Origin of the sequence: Stutzerimonas sp. FeSN7, assembly GCF_030263795.1 — a bacterium.
Lineage (GTDB): Bacteria > Pseudomonadota > Gammaproteobacteria > Pseudomonadales > Pseudomonadaceae > Stutzerimonas > Stutzerimonas stutzeri.
Genome location: NZ_JARPMN010000001.1, coordinates 216,841 through 234,897, shown reverse-complemented (window position 1 = coordinate 234,897; position 18,057 = coordinate 216,841). Strand labels below are relative to the sequence as shown.

At 65.5% G+C, this 18,057-nt stretch carries 13 protein-coding genes; 4 read left to right on the top strand and 9 right to left on the bottom strand.

The genetic code is table 11. From position 1 onward, the window contains the following. Nucleotides 1–98: 98 nt before the first annotated feature. From P5703_RS00955 to P5703_RS00945, 3 genes are all read left to right on the top strand, one after another. Nucleotides 99–1,940 carry a cyclic-di-GMP receptor FimW-related protein gene (locus P5703_RS00955; RefSeq protein ID WP_011914809.1) on the top strand — a complete coding sequence of 614 codons (1,842 nt, stop codon included), beginning with the start codon at nucleotides 99–101 and terminating at the stop codon, nucleotides 1,938–1,940. 61 nt (nucleotides 1,941–2,001) lie between these two features. Next, the gene (locus tag P5703_RS00950; protein WP_014597845.1) at nucleotides 2,002–4,068 is read left to right on the top strand and encodes a GGDEF/EAL domain-containing response regulator; all 2,067 of its coding nucleotides are present in this window, start codon (nucleotides 2,002–2,004) and stop codon (nucleotides 4,066–4,068) included. Nucleotides 4,069–4,201: 133 nt separating this feature from the next. Next, the gene (locus P5703_RS00945) at nucleotides 4,202–5,275 is read left to right on the top strand and encodes an NAD(P)-dependent alcohol dehydrogenase (protein ID WP_011914811.1); all 1,074 of its coding nucleotides are present in this window, start codon (nucleotides 4,202–4,204) and stop codon (nucleotides 5,273–5,275) included. A 48-nt stretch (nucleotides 5,276–5,323) separates the two neighbouring features. On the opposite strand, the gene serB is transcribed toward P5703_RS00945, so the two are convergent. Beyond that, entirely contained in the window at nucleotides 5,324–6,538 is a 1,215-nt protein-coding gene (gene serB / locus P5703_RS00940) for a phosphoserine phosphatase SerB (protein WP_026006670.1), read from the bottom strand. A gap of 192 nt (nucleotides 6,539–6,730) precedes the next feature. Between serB and P5703_RS00935 the strand changes: the two genes are divergently transcribed. After that, entirely contained in the window at nucleotides 6,731–8,260 is a 1,530-nt protein-coding gene (locus tag P5703_RS00935; RefSeq protein WP_279647980.1) for an AhpA/YtjB family protein, read from the top strand. 101 nt (nucleotides 8,261–8,361) lie between these two features. On the opposite strand, the gene P5703_RS00930 is transcribed toward P5703_RS00935, so the two are convergent. The 8 genes from P5703_RS00930 to cpdA all read right to left on the bottom strand — a co-directional run bounded on the left by P5703_RS00930 (nucleotide 8,362) and on the right by cpdA (nucleotide 17,930). Continuing rightward, nucleotides 8,362–9,564, bottom strand: coding sequence for an ISL3 family transposase (locus tag P5703_RS00930; RefSeq protein ID WP_079761896.1), 1,203 nt, complete (start codon nucleotides 9,562–9,564; stop codon nucleotides 8,362–8,364). 163 nt (nucleotides 9,565–9,727) lie between these two features. Beyond that, nucleotides 9,728–10,435: a PqiC family protein gene (locus tag P5703_RS00925; protein ID WP_017246547.1), complete on the bottom strand. Its 708-nt coding sequence runs from the start codon at nucleotides 10,433–10,435 to the stop codon at nucleotides 9,728–9,730. Nucleotides 10,436–10,617: 182 nt separating this feature from the next. After that, the gene (gene parC, locus P5703_RS00920) at nucleotides 10,618–12,870 is read right to left on the bottom strand and encodes a DNA topoisomerase IV subunit A (RefSeq protein WP_011914815.1); all 2,253 of its coding nucleotides are present in this window, start codon (nucleotides 12,868–12,870) and stop codon (nucleotides 10,618–10,620) included. Then, entirely contained in the window at nucleotides 12,867–13,394 is a 528-nt protein-coding gene (locus P5703_RS00915; protein WP_017246549.1) for a retropepsin-like aspartic protease family protein, read from the bottom strand. The genes parC and P5703_RS00915 overlap by 4 nt, the downstream gene beginning before the upstream one ends. Continuing rightward, nucleotides 13,391–14,374 (bottom strand): esterase-like activity of phytase family protein, encoded by a 984-nt coding sequence (locus tag P5703_RS00910; protein WP_279647979.1) that lies wholly within the window; start codon nucleotides 14,372–14,374, stop codon nucleotides 13,391–13,393. The genes P5703_RS00915 and P5703_RS00910 overlap by 4 nt, the downstream gene beginning before the upstream one ends. Continuing rightward, a complete protein-coding gene (parE, locus tag P5703_RS00905; protein ID WP_045633170.1) occupies nucleotides 14,371–16,257 on the bottom strand; it encodes a DNA topoisomerase IV subunit B in 1,887 nt (628 codons plus the stop codon). The genes P5703_RS00910 and parE overlap by 4 nt, the downstream gene beginning before the upstream one ends. A 138-nt stretch (nucleotides 16,258–16,395) precedes the next feature. Next, on the bottom strand, nucleotides 16,396–17,001 hold the full coding sequence (locus P5703_RS00900) for a YqiA/YcfP family alpha/beta fold hydrolase (protein ID WP_017246552.1): 606 nt from the start codon (nucleotides 16,999–17,001) through the stop codon (nucleotides 16,396–16,398). Nucleotides 17,002–17,117: 116 nt separating this feature from the next. Continuing rightward, complete coding sequence (cpdA, locus tag P5703_RS00895) at nucleotides 17,118–17,930, bottom strand: 3',5'-cyclic-AMP phosphodiesterase (protein WP_285585271.1); 813 nt, start codon at nucleotides 17,928–17,930, stop codon at nucleotides 17,118–17,120. Nucleotides 17,931–18,057: the final 127 nt, after the last annotated feature.

Here is an 18,057-nt window from a genome sequence, read left to right as displayed (position 1 = left end):
GTAATATCATCGAGCCATCATTTAGTCCTGCCCGTGCCGGCAGATATTGATAGAGTTCACATTACCCATGCCCTGAGCCGCCGCGGAGTCCGCCCGTTTTGGATAGACAGAGCCATCATCTGCTGTTGCGCGCACCCGCACCGACTCGGCAGACCCTGTCCTTCTGTGACGCCAGCGTTCGCGGTGTGACCGGCTGGCTCGCCGGCCTGCCGAAAGCCAACATCGGCGAGACCGCGCGCCAGCTCTATCAAGCGCTGATCGAGCTCAATCAACTGCGCATCGCCTCCGACACCCGCCTGCAGTTGCTCGAGCTGCTGCGTCCGGATGTCGACTTCGTCTGCAACCAGCTGGAAAAACACTTCGTCAACCAGCCGATCGTGCTCAGCGAGCGCCCGCGCAAGGTCGCCGGGCTCTGCCAGGCGTTGCAGAACCACTTGGCGGTGGGCTACAAGCTGATCGTGATACGTGTGGTCTCGCAACCCGATCGCGAGCGTCACCAGCTGCTGTCCATCGCGCTGCAGCGGGCCATCCACTGCCTTGGCGCACTGCTGATCCGCTCGACCCAGCTTTACGGGCCAGCGGCACCCGGGCTATGGCTGGAGCTGCACCAGCTCTACCAACTGGCAGTGGAACAGGGCACCGAGCGCCTGCTCATCCGCGACCCGCTGGCCCGTCATGCCAAGGGGTTGAGCGCGGAACAAAGCTATCTGGCATCCCTGCTGCTCGGCTGTGCGCGCTGCAATCAGATGCGTCAGCAGAGTATCGTCAAGCTCGCCGCCGCACTGGAGGCGTGGAGCGGCATGGCGCAGATCCAGGCGGTCGGTGCCGCCGGCAGCCTGTTCCTGTTTTCCCCGCTGGTCGATGGGCCACCGCGCTACCGCTCGCTGTTTCCCGAGCGGGAGCAGCAGAACCTGCTCGGTATCAGCACCCAGCCACTGGTGGAAGTCATCGAGGAGCATCTTCGTCTGGCGCCGGACAATCGCCAGCTGACCCGCCTGCCCGCGGCGGCGGGGCTGGACGATGACCTGCTGCGGCACCTCTGCTCCGCCTGGGGCGCAATTTCCGAACGCACCTTTCAGCGCATCCCTGCCCAAGGCAGCCTGACCCTGTGCATCGGCATGACCGCGCTGCACTATCAACTGGCCGGCCAACGCCCGTTCAACGAAGTTCTGGAGCTGCAAGGCACCTCCAACCGTGCGGTGTTCAAGCTGCATAACGGCGCGGCGGATGTCTGGGCGAATGCCTTCGACGCGCAGAGCAGTACCGTCGAGCTGCTGCCGACCCATGACCATATCGAATTCGTCAGCCCGAACCTGACGCGCACGGCCGCCGCCGTCAAAACCGCCGCGCCTGCCAGCGCTCAACCCAGGCGGCCGAGCGAGACGGAAAACCATCCCCTGTATCAGGTGCAGCTGGTCGACCACAGCCCCGGCGGCTACTGCCTGGCATGGGAAGGCGAAGTGCCCGGCCAGCTGCAGACCGGCGAGCTGCTGGGGCTGCGCGAGGGCAGCTCGCAGAGCTGGAGCATCGCCGTGGTGCGCTGGATACGTCAGGTGCGCGGCGGTAGCACGCAGATGGGGGTCGAGCTGATCGCGCCCCAGGCCCAGCCGTGCGGGTTGCGCCTGCTGCGCAAGGACGACCAGGGCAGCGAATACCTGCGCGCCTTGTTGCTGCCGGAGATCGGTGCGATCTCCCAACCCGCCATGCTGATCGCACCGCGCCTGCCCTTCCAGGAAGGCCACAAGGTTCTGATCAAGCGTGAGGGCGAGGAACAGCGCGCCGTGCTCAATCGGCGGCGCACCGGCACCGGCAACTACAACCAGTTCGAATATCGCTCGCTCGGGCAGGTGGCGCCGGAGCGAGAGACACCTGTCACAGGCTGGAAAACCCACACGGCGGGCGGGGATGAAGATTTTGACTCACTCTGGAAGTCGCTGTAGATTGCCGACTCTCGCATTCTTGCCTGCCCGCGCCGCACCGGCGCGCACTTAAGCTGTTGCCATGGCCCTGCAAAAGAAAACCATCCGCCTGCTGATTCTCGAAGACTCGCAGAACGAGGCTGAGCGTCTGGTCAGCCTTTTCCGCAATGCCGGACAGGCGACCCGGGTGCATCGACTGACGTCCAGCGACGACCTGGCCGAAGCCCTGACGCAGACCTGGGACCTGCTGATCAATGCACCGCAAAGCGAGAACCTCGACCCCAGCGAGGCGATCGGCGCCATTCGCCGGCAGGCCAAGGACATCCCGATCATCCAGCTGACTGCCGGCAACGATGCCGAAGCGATCACCGAAGCATTGATGCTCGGCGCCCAGGATGCGCTGCCGCAGGGCGAGGATGAGTGGCTCCTGCTGGTGGCCAACCGCGAGCTGGCCAACCTGGAAGAGCGTCGCGCACGACGCTCGGCGGAAGTGGCGCTGCGCGAGGCCGAAAAGCGCTGCCAGTTGCTGCTCGACAGCTCGGTGGATGCCATCGCCTATGTGCACGATGGCATGCACATCTACGCCAACCGCGCCTACCTCGAGCTGTTCGGCTACGACGACGTGGAGGATCTGGAAGGCATGCCGATGATCGACCTGATCGCCGGCACCGACCAGAGTCGCTTCAAGACGTTCCTGAAGAACTACCAGACCCTCGAAGGCGCCGCCGAGCTTGCCTGCGGTGGCGTGCGCGCCGACGGCGACACGCTAAAGACACGGATGATCTTCTCGCCGGCGGCCTACGACGGCGAGCCCTGCATCCAGGTCGTGATCCGTGCCGAGAACGACAGCGCCGAACTGCAGAAACTGCGCGAAATCAGCAGTCAGGACCCCGTGACCGGCCTGCTCAACCGCAACAGCTTCCTCGAAGTGATGGATGCCGCCGTCGAGCGCGCCGTGAACGCCGGACAGAGCGCCAGCCTGGCCTATGTTCGCGTCGACCGCTTCGCCGCGCTGCAGGCGGACATCGGCCTGGCCGACTCGGATGAGCTGCTCAGTCAGCTGGCCACCCTGCTGCGCGGACACTTTTCCGGCGACAGCCAGCTGGCACGCTTCGCCGACGACGTGTTCACCGTGCTGCAGCCCGGCCTCACTCCGCAGCAGGCCGAACCCGAACTGCGCAAGCTGCTGAGCAAGGTCGAAGGCCATCTGCTCGACGTCGGCGGCCGCACGGTGCAGACCACCCTCAGCATTGGCGTCGCCGGCCTCGACGAAAAGACTGCCAAGGCTCAGGACGCCATCGAGCGCGCACACCGCTGCGCCGATGACCTGAGCGATGGCAATGCGCTGAAAATCTACAACCCGGCCGACGAGCTGGCCGCCGCCGCCAACCGCGGCGACATCATCGCCATGCTCAAGCAGGCCCTGGAGAACAACAGCTTCCGCCTGCTGTTCCAGCCGATCATCAGCCTGCGTGGCGACAGTTTCGAACACTACGAAGTGCTGCTGCGCCTGCTCGATCCGCAAGGCGTGGAGGTACCGCCCAGCGAGTTCCTCAGCGTCGCCAGCGAGGCGGGCCTGGCCACCAAGATCGATCGCTGGGTCATCCTCAACTCCATCAAGCTGCTGGCCGAACACCGGGCCAAGGGCCATCGCACACGGCTGTTCCTGCACCTGTCGGCTGCCAGCATCCAGGACGCCAGCCTGCTGGCCTGGCTGGGCGTCGTGCTCAAGGCGTCGCGCCTGCCGGGCGATTCGCTGGCCTTCGAATTGGGCGAAGCCGATGCCGTGGCCTACCTGAAGCCGGCCAAGGCGCTGGCGCAGGGGTTGGCCGGGCTCGGCTGTCGCATCGCGCTGTCCCAGTTCGGCTGCGTGCTCAACCCGTTCAACACGCTCAAGCATCTGGACGCCGAGTTCATCAAGGTCGACGGTTCCTACACCCAGGACCTCACCCGCCAGGAGAACCAGGAAGCCCTGAAGGCACTGCTGGCCGAGCTGCATGAGCAGCAGAAGCAGAGCATCGTGCCCTTCGTCGAAAGCGCCACGGTACTTGCCACCCTCTGGCAGGCCGGCGTCAGCTATATCCAAGGCCACTACCTGCAGGGCCCGAGCCAGTCGATGGACTACGACTTCTCCTCCGACGAAGAATGACCTCCGGGCTGGCTCCCACCAGCCCGAAGACAGCCTTCTGCGCCAACTCGCCCTGACTTGATCGCGGTCATCCGCCGGCTTCCACGCTGGGCTAGAGTGTCCGGACGTCTTCACTTCCAAGAGGAGTCGCACCATGGCCATGATGAAAGCCGCCGTGTTCGTCGAGCCGGGCCGCATCGAACTGCAGGACAAGCCCATCCCCGAGATTGGTCCCAACGATGCGCTGCTGCGCATCACCACGACCACCATCTGCGGCACCGACGTCCACATTCTCAAGGGTGAATACCCGGTCGCTCCCGGCCTGACCATCGGTCACGAACCGGTGGGCATCATCGAAAAGCTGGGCTGCAACGTGAAGGGCTACCAGGAAGGCCAGCGGGTGATCGCCGGCGCCATCTGCCCCAGCTTCACCTCCTACGCCTGCCAGGACGGCCTGCCCGCTCAGGATGGCGGCTGCTCCTGCCATGGCTACAAGCCCATGGGCGGCTGGCGATTCGGCAATACCATCGACGGCACTCAGGCCGAATACGTGCTGGTGCCCGACGCCCAAGCCAACCTGGCGCCGGTGCCGGACGCGCTGACCGACGAGCAGGTGCTGATGTGTCCGGACATCATGTCCACCGGTTTCGCTGGCGCCGAGGCGGCCAATATCAAGATCGGCGATATCGTGGTGATCTTCGCCCAGGGCCCGATCGGGCTGTGCGCCACCGCCGGCGCCCGGCTGCGCGGCGCTGGCACCATCATCGCGGTGGACGGCGTGGATGCGCGGCTGGATATCGCGCGCAAGATGGGTGCGGATGTGACGCTCAACTTCCGCAATGTGGATGTGGTGGAGGAAGTGCTGAAACTGACCGGTGGCCGCGGCGTCGACGCCTCGATCGAGGCGCTGGGTCTGCAATCGACCTTCGAAAGTGCGCTGCGGGTGCTCAAGCCGGGCGGAACCCTGTCCAGTCTGGGCGTCTACTCCAGCGACCTGAGCATTCCGCTGGGCGCCTTCCATGCCGGCCTGGGCGACAACAAGATCGTCACCTCGCTCTGCCCCGGCGGCAAGGAACGCATGCGCCGACTGCTCAATGTGGTGGCGTCCGGCCGCGTCGATCTCGCCCCGCTGGTCACCCATCACTACGCGCTGGACGACATCGGTGCCGCCTATGACCTGTTCGCCAATCAGCGCGACGGTGTGCTGAAGGTGGCGATCAAGCCCTGACGGCCGTGTGCTGGCCGGGCGCGCCGTTCGCCGCCCGGCCGGTGCGCATCACTCCGAACCCTCGCGGTCGCGGAAGCCCAGCAGATAGAGGATGCCGTCCAGGCCCAGGGTGGAGATGGCCTGCTTGGCCGACTGCTTGACCAGCGGCTTGGCACGGAAGGCGACGCCGAGCCCGGCGAGGCCGAGCATCGGCAGGTCGTTGGCTCCATCACCCACGGCGATGGTCTGCTCCAGGCACAGTCCTTCCTGCTCGGCCAGTTGGCGCAGCAGATCGGCCTTGCGCTGGGCATCGACGATAGGCTCGACCGCCACGCCGGTGACCTTGCCGTTTTCGATCTGCAGCTCGTTGGCGAATACGTAGTCGATGCCCAACTTGGCCTGCAGCTGCTTGGCGAAATAGCTGAAGCCGCCGGAGAGGATCGCCGTCTTGTAGCCCAGGCGCTTGAGCTCGGCGAACAGCACCTCGGCACCCTCGGTCAGGCGCAGGCTGGCGCCGATATCGGCCAGCACGTTTTCCGACAGTCCCTCGAGCAGCGCCAGGCGTTCCTTGAAGCTGGCGCGGAAATCCAGCTCGCCGCGCATCGCGCGCTCGGTGATCTCCGACACCTGCTCGCCAACGCCAGCGGCCTTGGCCAGCTCGTCGATGACCTCGGCCTCGATCAGCGTGGAGTCCATGTCGAACACGGCCAGGCGACGGTTGCGCCGGTAGACCGAATCGCGCTGGAAGGCGATATCGACGTTCAGCTCCTGCGCCACGCTGAGGAACTCGGCACGCAGTGCGGCCGTGTCGGCCGGTTCGCCGCGCACGGAGAGTTCGATGCAGCCCTTGCCCCGCTCTTCGGGCATGTCCAGCGGCATACGCCCGGACAGCCGATCGATGTGGTCGATGTTGAGCCCGTACTTGGCGGTGATCGAGCTGACCCGCTGCAGCTGCTCGGCGGTGACCTTGCGCGTCAGCAGCGTGACGATGTGCCGGGCCTTGCCTTGCCCCGCGACCCAGTGCTGGTAGTCAGCCTCGGAAACCGGCGTGAAGCGCACCTGCTGGTCGTGCTTGTAGCCCATGAAGAGCACGTCCTTGAGGACCGACGAAGCGCGCTCGTTATCCGGAATCTCGATCAGGATGCCGAACGACAGCGTGTCGTGGATCACTGCCTGGCCGATGTCGAGAATGTTCACGCCACCCTGGGCGAGCACGCCGGTAATGGCCGCGGTCAGGCCCGGGCGATCTTCACCGGTGATATTGATCAGGACGATTTCGCGCAAGGCGCAGCTCCCATGGCAGGCAATGAAGGCCGGCATTCTACATCAGCTGGCAAGGGGGCTGGACAGCCGCCACCGCCTCCGCACGCGCAGCGCCGGCGGCGCAATTCGTCAGCTTACCGTTGCAGACCTTTAGCGCCCCCCGCGCTATCCGTATACTGCTCGGCAATTTCCCGACGAGAAGAGCCGCGCTCTGTGAACCGGCCCGCATCCGTAAAGCCAGACAACTTCTTCCTCATGCTCTATCGCGCCGTGCGCCAGCACCGCGTGCCGCTGGTGTTGCGCATCGCCGCCCATACGCTGCTGCTCGTGGCGTTGGCGCTGATCATCTACGCCTGGGTGATCGGCATGCAGTTCAAGCACGCCATGGCGCAGCAGGCCGATGCCCTCGGCCAGAGCCTGGTCACGCAGACTGCCGCCTCGGCCACCGATCTGCTGGTGGCCAACGACATCCTCAGCCTGAACGTGCTGCTGAGCAATCTGGTGAAGAATCCGCTGGTCGCCCACGCGGCGATCTACAGCGTCGACAACCGCGTGCTGGCCGAGTCCGGCACGCGCCCGCAGAAGGGCCTGCTCGGCGATGACAGCGGCCTTTATTCGACCCCGATCAGCTTCCAGGAGGTAATCGCCGGCCACCTGCGCGTCAGCCTCGACATGCAGCAGTTCCAGCAGCCGATGACCATCAGCCTGCAGAGCATGGGCCTGCTCAGCCTGATCCTGCTGGCCCTGACGCTGATGCTGAGCCTGCGCCTCGGCCGCCAACTGGCGACACCGTTGATGCAGATGCGCCTCTGGCTGCGCGATCCGGACGATCCTGCGCCGGGTGCCGGGCGCCAGGACGAGATCGGTGACCTTGCGCGCCAGTTGCAGGCACGGCTGGTGCCGGAAAAGCCCGAGCCGGAACTCGACCTCAGCGATGCGCTCGATGACGATTATTTCGAGCGGGATGACGATCGCGCTATCCCGCAGCGCACGCAGTCTCGCCCCGAACGCTTCGACATCGATCTGGACGATGACGAGCCGCAGCGCCCGGCACGACTGTCGGCCAACTTCGACGACGACGAACTGGAGATCGCCGACGACGAACCGCCATTCGATAGCCCGGCGCCAGCCAGCAGCGCGCCGCAGCCTAGCGTTCCGCGTTCGACCCGTAGTGCCGTGCTGGCCATCCAGCTCGGCGCCCAGGACCAGCTGCGCCGCCTGCCGCGGCCTCGCCTGACCGAGCTGCTGCAGCGCTACCGCGATTGCCTGCAACAGGCCGCCACGCTCTACCAGGCCGAGCTGCACACGCTCAACGACGGCAGCAGCCTGATGCTGTTCCACAGCCAGGACGACGAGCAGAACTACCTGACCCATGCGATCTGCTGTGGCGAGCTGATGCGTGCGCTGGCCCATGCACTGCAGATCGACGTCGCCGACAGCGGCATCACGCTGCAGCTGCAACTGGGCCTGACCCAGGGTGATGGCCTGTTCGACCTGAGCCAGGGCGATCTCTTGCTCAGCGAGCCGGCACAGGCGGCACTGGACATGTCGCTGCACAGCCGCAACCTGTTGCTGGTCGAAAGCAGCATCAGCGAAGACCGGCTGATCCAACAACGAGCCCGCATCCGCCCGATCGCCAGCCCCGAAGGTGCCTGCTGCGTCGAGCGCCTGCTGGACCCCTACCCTTCTTTGCTGGAACGCCAGCTGGCCCGGATGCACGAGCTGCGCAGCCGCACCTACTGACGCGCTCGCGGGCGAGCCCCCGCTGCCTGCAAGGCGGGCTGACGATTGGCGAAGGCGGCAGCGCATCTCGCCGGCCCCTTCCACCCGCAAAAAGAAAAGGTTCATCGCGCTTTCCCGGGGAAGGCGGCCTTGATTTTCAGGAAGAAGTATTCCGAGTCCCGGAATCCATAGGCCATGCGCTTGATCACCTTGATGCGGTTGTTAACACCCTCAAGGACGCTGGTATGCATGTGGAAGCGAGCACTGGCAAGGATGCCTCGGGCGTATTTGCGCAGGTTGCGAGCAAAGCGTTGCAGCGGTGCGAGGCCGCTCTCGCGAGCATGTCGCAGCCAGGTTCGCCAGCGTCGCCAACCCTCTCGTACGCTGGGGGCGTACCAGACATCCTTCAGGGCATCCTTGAGTACATAGACCGTAGCCAGCGGCTGGTTGGCCGCGAGCAGTTCCTGTAACTGCACGGCCTGTCCGTCCTTCAGGTTGTCGCGATTGCGCAGCAGCAGCCAACGACTCTGTTTGACCGCCTTTCGTGCCGGCTTGTCTTCGCGCAGGAGGTTGGCCTGGTCGACCCGGATTCGGTCGATCACATCTCGCCCGTAGCGCGCCACCACATGAAACAAGTCGTACACCACTTCGGCTTGAGGGCAATGTTGCTTCACCTCCAGGTCGAAAGCCGTGTTCATGTCCATGGCCACCGCTTCGATCCGTTGGCAGTGCTCGCCGAGCAATTCAAAGAACGGGCGGATCGCCTCGCGGCTGTTGCCGTGGCCGACCCACAGCACCCGTGTTCGCTCGGCATCCATGATTACCGTGGCGTAGCGATGCCCCTTGTGCAAGGCGAATTCGTCCATCACCAAGCGGCGGACGTCGCTCGAATTGAAGGTGCCTACCTCAGCTTCCAAGCGGCGTTTGTCGAGCGTTTTGAGGGTGTGCCAGTGCAGGCCGCTGAGGCGGCTGACGTGGCTAATCGGCAGCAGTCGCAGCAAGCTTTCGAGCCAGATCCGTAACCGCTGGGTCAGGCGAGATGCAGGCTCCAGCCAGTCGACCCGCTCGGTCACCCGACCACAGTTCAGGCAATCGACTCGGCGCACTGGTAGTTGAAGCAGGACGCGCTGATCGAACAAATCACGATCGCGCACCAGACGAATCCGGCGCTCATGAATCAAAGGGCTGAGCTGGCCACAACGCCCGCATTTGGGAACCGAGCCGGCTTGAGGCTCAAGCTCAATCAGAAGGGAGTTGTTGGCGGATGAGCGACAGGCAACGGCTTCATAGCCTGGCCAGAAAGCAGCAAGATCAATAGGATGCACGGCGACAGCAGGGACAGGTGAAGGGTGTGTTTGGCGACTGCCAATTTACCTGCTTCCCTGACTGTCAACTCGCTCTTCCCCCAGAATCCGCGAAGAACCAAAGAAAAGCCCGACCAGGATCACCAGTCGGGCTTTTTCAGTCGTACTTCACCACTCAGCGGTGTCAGAAGCGGAAGACTTCCAGGTCGGTTCGGATCGGCTCGGCCGCCGGAATGCGCGGTGCCGGCGGTTCGGCCGACTTGCTCACCTGTGGCTTGGCCGGCGCCGGCTTGGGCGGCGTCTTGGCGACCAGCGCGGGCTCGACCGCCCCGGCCACCATCTCGCTCAGGCGCTGCAGCAGGGCGCTCTGCGCGCGCACCTGATCGGCGGTGGTGCCGAGGTGCTCTTCCTGCAGGCGCACCAGACGGCTGCCCAGATGCTTGCCGGCCTTGTCGCGCAGACGCCACTGCGCCTCGAGTACCGCCGGATACGCAGGCCCGGAATCGAGGCGGGTGATGGACAGCTCGATCTGTACCTCCGGCGCGAAGCCTTCGTCGGCGGGACCGAGCACCAGACTTTGCGTATCCAGGCGCCAGGCCAACTGGCGCAGCATGAGCTGCTCGATATCGGCCTTGAGGCTGCCCGCCCAGCGGGCCTGCTGGTCATCGGCAGCCAGGCTGCCGTCGGCCAGACGCTGCAGCAGCGCATCGCGCTGCAGATAATCGGCGAGGGTAACCGGCGCCAGCAGCACGGCCGCGCCATCGATCCGCTCCGGCACCTCGGTGGTACCGCTGTCCAGGCGATACATGGGTGCCGGCTGCAGACCGACACAGCCGGTCAGGCCGATGCTGGCCAGCAACAACACAGTCGGAACACGCAGCAAGTTCTTCATTACCGTCATAACACCACAGTTCAGGCCACTGGCGACCCTCTCGGCCGCCGTCGCCTCGTGCCCATGTCGCGTCGGACAGCATGTCGTCGACGCGCAACTAGGCACCGGGCAAAACGCCGCAGGCTGGAAAGGCCGCTATCTTCCGTGAATCTGGCCGTCGATTCCAGCGCCAATGCACATTGTCACACTTCTACCAGAAGGCCTTCGACGCGCTGGAAGCCTCGCGGCAGCTTGTTGCCGCGCCTGCCACGTTCGCCCTTGTAGTGCTCGAGATCCTCGGCCTTGAGCGACAGCGTGCGCTTGCCAGCCTGCAGAACCAGGGTGGCGCCAGCCGGCAGCACGGCGAGATCGACCAGGTACTCCTCGCGACTGGCCACCCGCTCCCCGGGAATGCCGATGATCTTGTTGCCCTTGCCCTTGCCCAGCTGCGGCAGATCACGCACCGGGAAGACCAGCAGGCGGCCTTCGGTGGTGACCGCGGCAAGCCAGTCGTCCTCGCGGCTGGCCAATGGTCGTGGTGCGACGACGCGGGCGCCGGCCGGCAGGGAGAGCAGCGCCTTGCCAGCCTTGTTCTTGGCCTGAAGGTCCTCGCCCTTGACGACAAAACCATAGCCGGCATCCGAGGCGATCACATAGAGCGCCTCATCGTCGGGCAGCAGCACGCATTCGAAGCTGGCGCCTGGCGGCGGAGTCAGCCGGCCGGTGAGCGGCTCGCCCTGGCCACGTGCCGATGGCAACGTGTGGGCTGCCAGCGAGTAGCTGCGGCCGGTGGAGTCGATGAACACTGCATACTGGTTCGAGCGGCCCGCCGCCGCCGCCTTGAAGTTGTCGCCGGCCTTGTAGGAAAGCCCGCCAGCATCGATGTCGTGACCCTTGGCGCAGCGCGCCCAGCCCTTCTCGGAAATCACCACGGTGACCGGCTCGGACGGCAGCAGCTCGTTCTCCGTCAGGGCTCGGGCCTCGGCGCGCTCGACAATCGGCGAGCGGCGGTCATCGCCATAGGTTTCGGCGTCTTCCAGCAGTTCCTTGCGCACCAGCTTCTTCAGCTTGGCTTCGCTGCCGAGCAGTGCCAGCAGCCGCTCGCGCTCCTTGGCCAGCTCGTCCTGCTCGCCGCGGATCTTCATCTCTTCCAGACGCGCCAGCTGGCGCAGACGGGTGTCGAGGATGTAGTCAGCCTGAAGTTCGGACAATTCGAAACGCGCCATCAGCACCGGCTTGGGCTGATCCTCGGTCCGGATGATGTGGATCACCTCGTCGAGGTTGAGGAACGCCACCAAAAGGCCTTCCAACAGGTGCAGGCGCTTTTCCACCTTGTCCAGGCGGAACTGCAGACGACGGCGCACGGTACCGATGCGGTAGGTCAGCCACTCGCTGAGCAGGGTGCGCAGGTTCTTCACCTGCGGCCGGCCGTCGAGGCCGATGACATTGGTGTTGACCCGGTAGCTGGATTCCAGGTCGGTGGTGGCGAACAGGTGCTGCATCAGCGCCTCGACATCGACCCGGTTGGAGCGCGGGATGATGACGATGCGGCAGGGGTTCTCATGGTCCGACTCGTCACGCAGGTCGGCCACCATCGGCAGCTTCTTGGCCTGCATCTGCCCGGCGATCTGCTCGAGCACCTTGGAACCTGACACCTGGTGCGGCAACGCGGTGACCACGATATCGCCGTCCTCGACCCGGTAGACGGCACGCATGCGCACCGAACCACGGCCGGTTTCGTAGATCTTCAGCAGGTCCGCACGCGGCGTGACGATCTCGGCCTCGGTCGGGAAATCCGGTCCCTGCACATGTTCGCAGAGCTGCTCGACGCTGGCACTCGGCTCGTCGAGCAGACGCACGCAGGCGGCGGCGACTTCGCGCAGGTTGTGCGGCGGTACGTCGGTGGCCATGCCCACGGCGATGCCGGTGGTGCCGTTGAGCAGCAGGTTGGGCAGCCGCGCCGGCAGGGTCGCCGGTTCGTCCAGGGTGCCGTCGAAGTTCGGCACCCAGTCCACCGTGCCCTGCCCCAGCTCGGACAGCAGCACCTCGGAATAGCGTGACAGGCGCGCCTCGGTGTAGCGCATGGCGGCGAAGGACTTGGGATCGTCCGGAGCACCCCAGTTGCCCTGACCGTCGACCAGCGTGTAGCGGTAGCTGAACGGCTGTGCCATCAGCACCATGGCCTCGTAGCAGGCGCTGTCGCCGTGCGGGTGGAACTTGCCGAGCACGTCACCGACGGTACGCGCGGACTTCTTGTGCTTGGCGTCGGCGTTCAGGCCGAGTTCGCTCATGGCATAGACGATGCGCCGCTGCACGGGTTTGAGGCCGTCGCCGATATGCGGCAGCGCGCGATCCATGATCACGTACATGGAATAGTTGAGGTAGGCCTGCTCGGTGAAGTCGGCGAGGGAGCGCCGCTCCACGCCGTCCAGGCTCAGGTCGAGGGATTCGCTCATGGTCGATCCGTTACATGCTGGCGCAGCACCAGGGTGCCGGCGCGCTGGGTGAATTCAAGTTGTTTCAGGGCGCTCATGCCGAGCAGAACCTGTTCGCTGCGAAAGCCGGGGGCGACGATGGCGCGGACGTCGCGCAGCACGATGTCGCCCAGGCTGAGGCTGTTCAACACGGTGCGATAGCCGGTGGTCTGGCCGTTGGCGGTGTGCAGCATCACCGGCGCACCGCGGGACAGGCCCAGCCGCTCGGCCAGCTCGGCCGGCACGGCGACGTCCGTGGCGCCGGTGTCGAGCAGAAAGGTGACCGTTTCGCCATTGATCTTGCCGCTGGCGACGAAATGCCCCTGGACGTTGCCAGCCAGCTGCACCTCGATCTGCTCGCCATGCAGCTGGGATACCGGCTGGCGGTTCGGGTTGAGGCGATCCTCCTCCCAGGCAGCGAAGAAGCGCGTCGCCAGGTACAGCCCGACGCCCCAGGCGAGCACCAGCATCACCCGCCCGGCACGACGCCCGGCCGTCTGGCTCACGGCCGCGCCATCCAGCCGCCGCTCGGTGCGGCGAAACGCCAGACGATGGGTCGCTTCTCGCCGTCGCCGCGCGCCTTGCCGTTGTTGTCGACGCCGATCCAGGCCCCTTCGGCGTCGATCCACAGCGCCTCGGCATTACCGAACGGCTCGCGGTAGCGGCGCTCCTCGGTCAGCGCCTCGGCGGCAAACGACCAGCAGCGTTCGACCGTCCCGTTCGCCGGGCTGCGCCGGCAGACCCGATATGCAGAGGGCTCCAGCACGAACAGCTTGTCGTTGAAATAGGCCAGGGCCGAGAAGCTGCGCGGCAGCGGCGTATCGCCGAGCGCCGCGGGGGGCTGCTGATGCCCGCCCTGCGCCATCAGCACACAACCGCCGGTGCACTGCCAGCTGCTCTGCTTGCGGTGCATCACCAGCAGCCCGCGGCGTTCGCGCTCGGCGGCCAGCCACATGCGTTCGGCCTTCGGGTCGACTGCAATGCCCTCGAACAGCGCGTTGAAATGCCAGAGCATGCCACTGGCCCGTGCCTGACGAACCAGGGACTCGGGCAGACGCAGCCATTCCGCCGTGCCGGCCGGGCTCACCCGCAGCACGGCGGCATGCGCCTCGCTGACGACGTAGCGATTGCCCAGCGCATCGCAGCTCAGCCCTTCGAAATCGAGGTGGCCGCCGCGCACATGGCCACTGAGCCAGGCGCGCATGCGCATGCCCCAGGGCAAACCACTATTGGGCGGCGGGCCGGCTTCGAAGCGCTCCGGTACGGCCTGCCAGGGCGAGACGCTGGTATCGAGCCGGTACACCACGTCGTCTTCGCGGTCGGATACCGCCCACAACGCATCTCCGCACCAGGCCATTCCGGACAGATTGCCGCCGCTCATGCCCTGCACGGGATGCTCGCTCAACAGCTTCAGCTCGGGCGCCGGTTCGTTGGCCCAGAGCGGTGCCGAAACCAGGCTCAGCAGCGCCAGCCCACGGCGGATCAAACCAGCACCTCCGCCAGGTTGCCCTTGGACTCGAGCCAGCTCTTGCGGTCGCCAGCGCGCTTCTTGGCCAGCAGCATATCCATGACTTCGCGGGTGCCCTCGAAGTCATCCAGGGTCAGCTGCACCAGCCGGCGGGTGTTGGGGTCCATGGTGGTCTCGCGCAGCTGTGGCGGGTTCATTTCGCCGAGCCCCTTGAAGCGCGTCACCTGCGGCTTGCCGCGGCGCTTCTCGGCCACCAGCCGCTCGAGGATGCCGTCACGCTCGGCCTCATCCAGCGCATAGAAGATGTCCTTGCCCAGGTCGATGCGGTACAGCGGCGGCATGGCTACGTAGACATGACCGGCCTCCACCAGCGGGCGGAAATGCTGGACGAACAGGGCGCACAGCAGGGTGGCGATATGCAGGCCGTCGGAGTCGGCATCTGCGAGGATGCAGATCTTGCCGTAGCGCAGCTGGGCCAGGTCGGTGGCGCCCGGGTCGACGCCGATGGCCACGGCGATGTCATGTACTTCCTGGCTGGCGAGCACCTCGCCGCCGTCGACCTCCCAGGTATTCAGGATCTTGCCGCGCAGCGGCATGATCGCCTGAAACTCCTTGTCCCGCGCCTGCTTGGCGGAGCCGCCGGCCGAGTCGCCTTCGACCAGGAACAGCTCGGCGCGCATCGGGTCCTGCCCGGCGCAGTCGGCCAGCTTGCCCGGCAGCGCCGGCCCTTGAGTGATCTTCTTGCGCTCGACCTTCTTGCCGGCCTTCAGTCGACGCCCGGCATTGCTGATTGCCAGCTCTGCCAGTTGCATGCCCAGCTCCGGGTGGGCATTGAGCCAGAGGCTGAAGGCATCCTTGACCACGCCCGAGACGAACGCCGCCGCCTCGCGTGACGACAGGCGCTCCTTGGTCTGCCCCGAGAACTGCGGCTCCTGCATCTTCATCGAGAGGACGAAAGCGATGCGCTCCCAGATGTCTTCCGGGGCCAGCTTGAGCCCGCGCGGCAGGAGGTTGCGGAACTCGCAGAATTCGCGCATGGCGTCCAGCAGGCCCTGGCGCAAGCCATTGACATGGGTGCCGCCCTGAGCCGTGGGAATCAGGTTGACGTAGCTTTCCTGAACGCTCTCGCCGCCCTCCGGCAACCAGAGCAACGCCCAGTCCACCGCCTCGGTATTGCCCGCCAGGGCGCCGACGAAAGGCTCGTCGGGCAGGCGCTGGTACTCACTGACCGAGTCCACCAGGTAGGAGCGCAGGCCATCCTCGTAGTGCCACTCGACCTTTTCGCCGGTGCTCTTGTCTTCGAAGCTGACGCTCAGCCCCGGGCAGAGCACGGCCTTGGCCTTGAGCACGTGCTTGAGCCGGCTGATGGAAAACTTCGGCGAGTCGAAATACTTGGGATCGGCCCAGAAGCGCACGCTGGTGCCGGTGTTGCGCTTGCCGACGCTGCCGATCACTTCCAGATCACTGGCCTTGAAGCCGTCGGCGAAGCTCATGCGGTACTCGCTGCCATCGCGCTTGACGGTCACCTCGACACGGGTCGACAGCGCGTTGACCACGGAGATGCCGACCCCGTGCAGACCACCGGAAAACTGGTAGTTCTTGTTGGAAAACTTGCCGCCCGCGTGCAGCTTGGTGAGGATCAGCTCGACACCCGGCACCCCTTCCTCGGGGTGAATGTCCACCGGCATGCCGCGGCCGTCGTCGATCACTTCCAGCGAGTTGTCTTGGTGCAGGATCACCTGGACCGAGCGGGCATGCCCGGCAAGGGCTTCGTCGACACTGTTGTCGATGACTTCCTGGGCCAGGTGATTGGGCCGCGAGGTGTCGGTGTACATGCCCGGGCGCTTGCGCACCGGATCGAGGCCGGAAAGAACCTCGATGGCTTCTGCGGTATAAGACATCTGTCGGGTACGGTCCTTATGTTCTGAACAATCAGCCCGCTACGGGCTGCAAAAAACCAGCGCACCGGCCGGGCTCCATCGCTGCAGTTCTCCTGGCGAACCCGTTCGGGTCGCCTGGGCCCGCACCTCCATCCCGGCTCAGAGTTTTCCCAGCCAGGCCTGCGGCTCGAAGCCGGCGAACGCCAGCAGCGCCGGCAGGCGCTCGGCGAAGCCCTGGAAGCCGTGGTCGCCGCCGGCCTGGATGCGCAGTGCGCAGCCCCGGTAGAACTGCGCCGCGTCACGGTAGTCGAGCGTTTCGTCGCCGGTCTGCAGCCACACCTGATAGCGTTCGGCATCTTCGGGTGGCGCCGTTTCCAGCTCCGCCAGCGCGGTCACGTGATCCTCGGTAAGCTCCCAGACCTCGCCGCTGTACAGGTTGGTCTGTGGTCCGAGATAGCCGTCGAAACGGCGGTGTGGCATCACCGCCGGATTGATCAGCAGGGCCTTCAGTCCATGGCGCTCGGCAAGGTGCGTCGCATAGTAGCCGCCAAGCGAGCTGCCGACCAGCAACGGTCGCCCAAGCTCGGCCAGACAGGTCTCGAGTTGCCCAATGGCCTGACGCGGGTGGTGATGCAGGGCGGGAACCCGCAGACGCTCGGCCTGGCCGAGTCGCTCCAGCGCCGACGACAGCTGGCTCGCCTTCTGCGAGAGCGGGGAGCTGTTGAGCCCGTGGATATAGAGGATCGAAGGCGGATAACTGGACATGGATACAGTTCTTGAAAAAACCGCAAGGCTACTAGGCCCATGCTGCGCTCTGCAAGCGACCCGCCCTGGCGTCACGCCTCGCTCGCGCCACAGGTGTCGGCAGTCGCCAACCGCGATCAGTAGCCTTTCACGCTGTAGTCGATCTCGAAGTCGATACCGCTGACCCGCGACACATCGGTCTCCAGCCGCCCATCGGCGTACAGGCGCAACCAACGATAACCGGGTGCCGCGCTATCGACTTGGAAGTCTTCGCTCTGCGGCGTGAACTGCACGCCCGTCGACGGCGTGGCCAGCAGCCGAACCCCATTGCGCGACTGATCGAACGCCTGATGGATATGACCCCAAAGCAGCGCACGCACGTTGTCGTGGCGGTCCAGCACCTCGAACAGCGCCTCGGGATTGCGCAGCCCGATGCCGTCCATCCAGCGGCTGCCAATGGATACGGGATGGTGATGCAGACAGACCAGGTGATGCCGCTCGGGCGCCTCGCCCAGGGCGCGATCCAGCAGCTCGAGTTGATCGCCACGCAGCATGCCATACACCGAGCCTGCAACCAGGGTGTCGAGCATCACGACGCGCCAGCCACCGATCTCAAGCACCGGCTCCATCAGCTCACTGCCACGGGTGGCCTCGCGCATGGCGCCGAGTTCATCATGGTTGCCGGGACACCAGCGCGCTGGCGCCTCGATGCGCCCGGCCAACTGGCGGAAGCGCTGGTAGGACGCCACCGAGCCGTCCTGGGACAGATCACCGGTAGCCAGGATCAGGTCGATGCGCGGCTGCTCGTCGATGGCCAGTTCGACCACCCGTTCCAGGCTGTCACAGGTATTCATGCCCAGCAGCTTGCCGTCCGCTTCGGCAAACAGATGGCTGTCGGTGAGCTGCACCAGCAGAACCGAATCTTCAACAGTCAGGGACGCACCAGGCAATGCCCTTCTCCTTGAGCTAAATCGCAACGGAATTATGGTAGGTGCCCGGCAGGGGGGTAAACCTCAGGATGTGGGCTTGGGTCACAGAACGGCGCAGCGCATCCAGGGCGGATCACATGCAGTATCA

Bases quoted from the DNA above. Each gene is read 5' to 3' on its own strand.
- P5703_RS00950 (WP_014597845.1), top strand. From the start codon at position 2,002: ATGGCCCTGCAAAAGAAAACCATCCGCCTGCTGATTCTCGAAGACTCG.
- parE (WP_045633170.1), bottom strand. From the start codon at position 16,257: ATGTCTTATACCGCAGAAGCCATCGAGGTTCTTTCCGGCCTCGATCCG.
- P5703_RS00900 (WP_017246552.1), bottom strand. From the start codon at position 17,001: ATGTCCAGTTATCCGCCTTCGATCCTCTATATCCACGGGCTCAACAGC.
- P5703_RS00945 (WP_011914811.1), top strand. From the start codon at position 4,202: ATGGCCATGATGAAAGCCGCCGTGTTCGTCGAGCCGGGCCGCATCGAA.
- parC (WP_011914815.1), bottom strand. From the start codon at position 12,870: ATGAGCGAATCCCTCGACCTGAGCCTGGACGGCGTGGAGCGGCGCTCC.
- P5703_RS00925 (WP_017246547.1), bottom strand. From the start codon at position 10,435: ATGAAGAACTTGCTGCGTGTTCCGACTGTGTTGTTGCTGGCCAGCATC.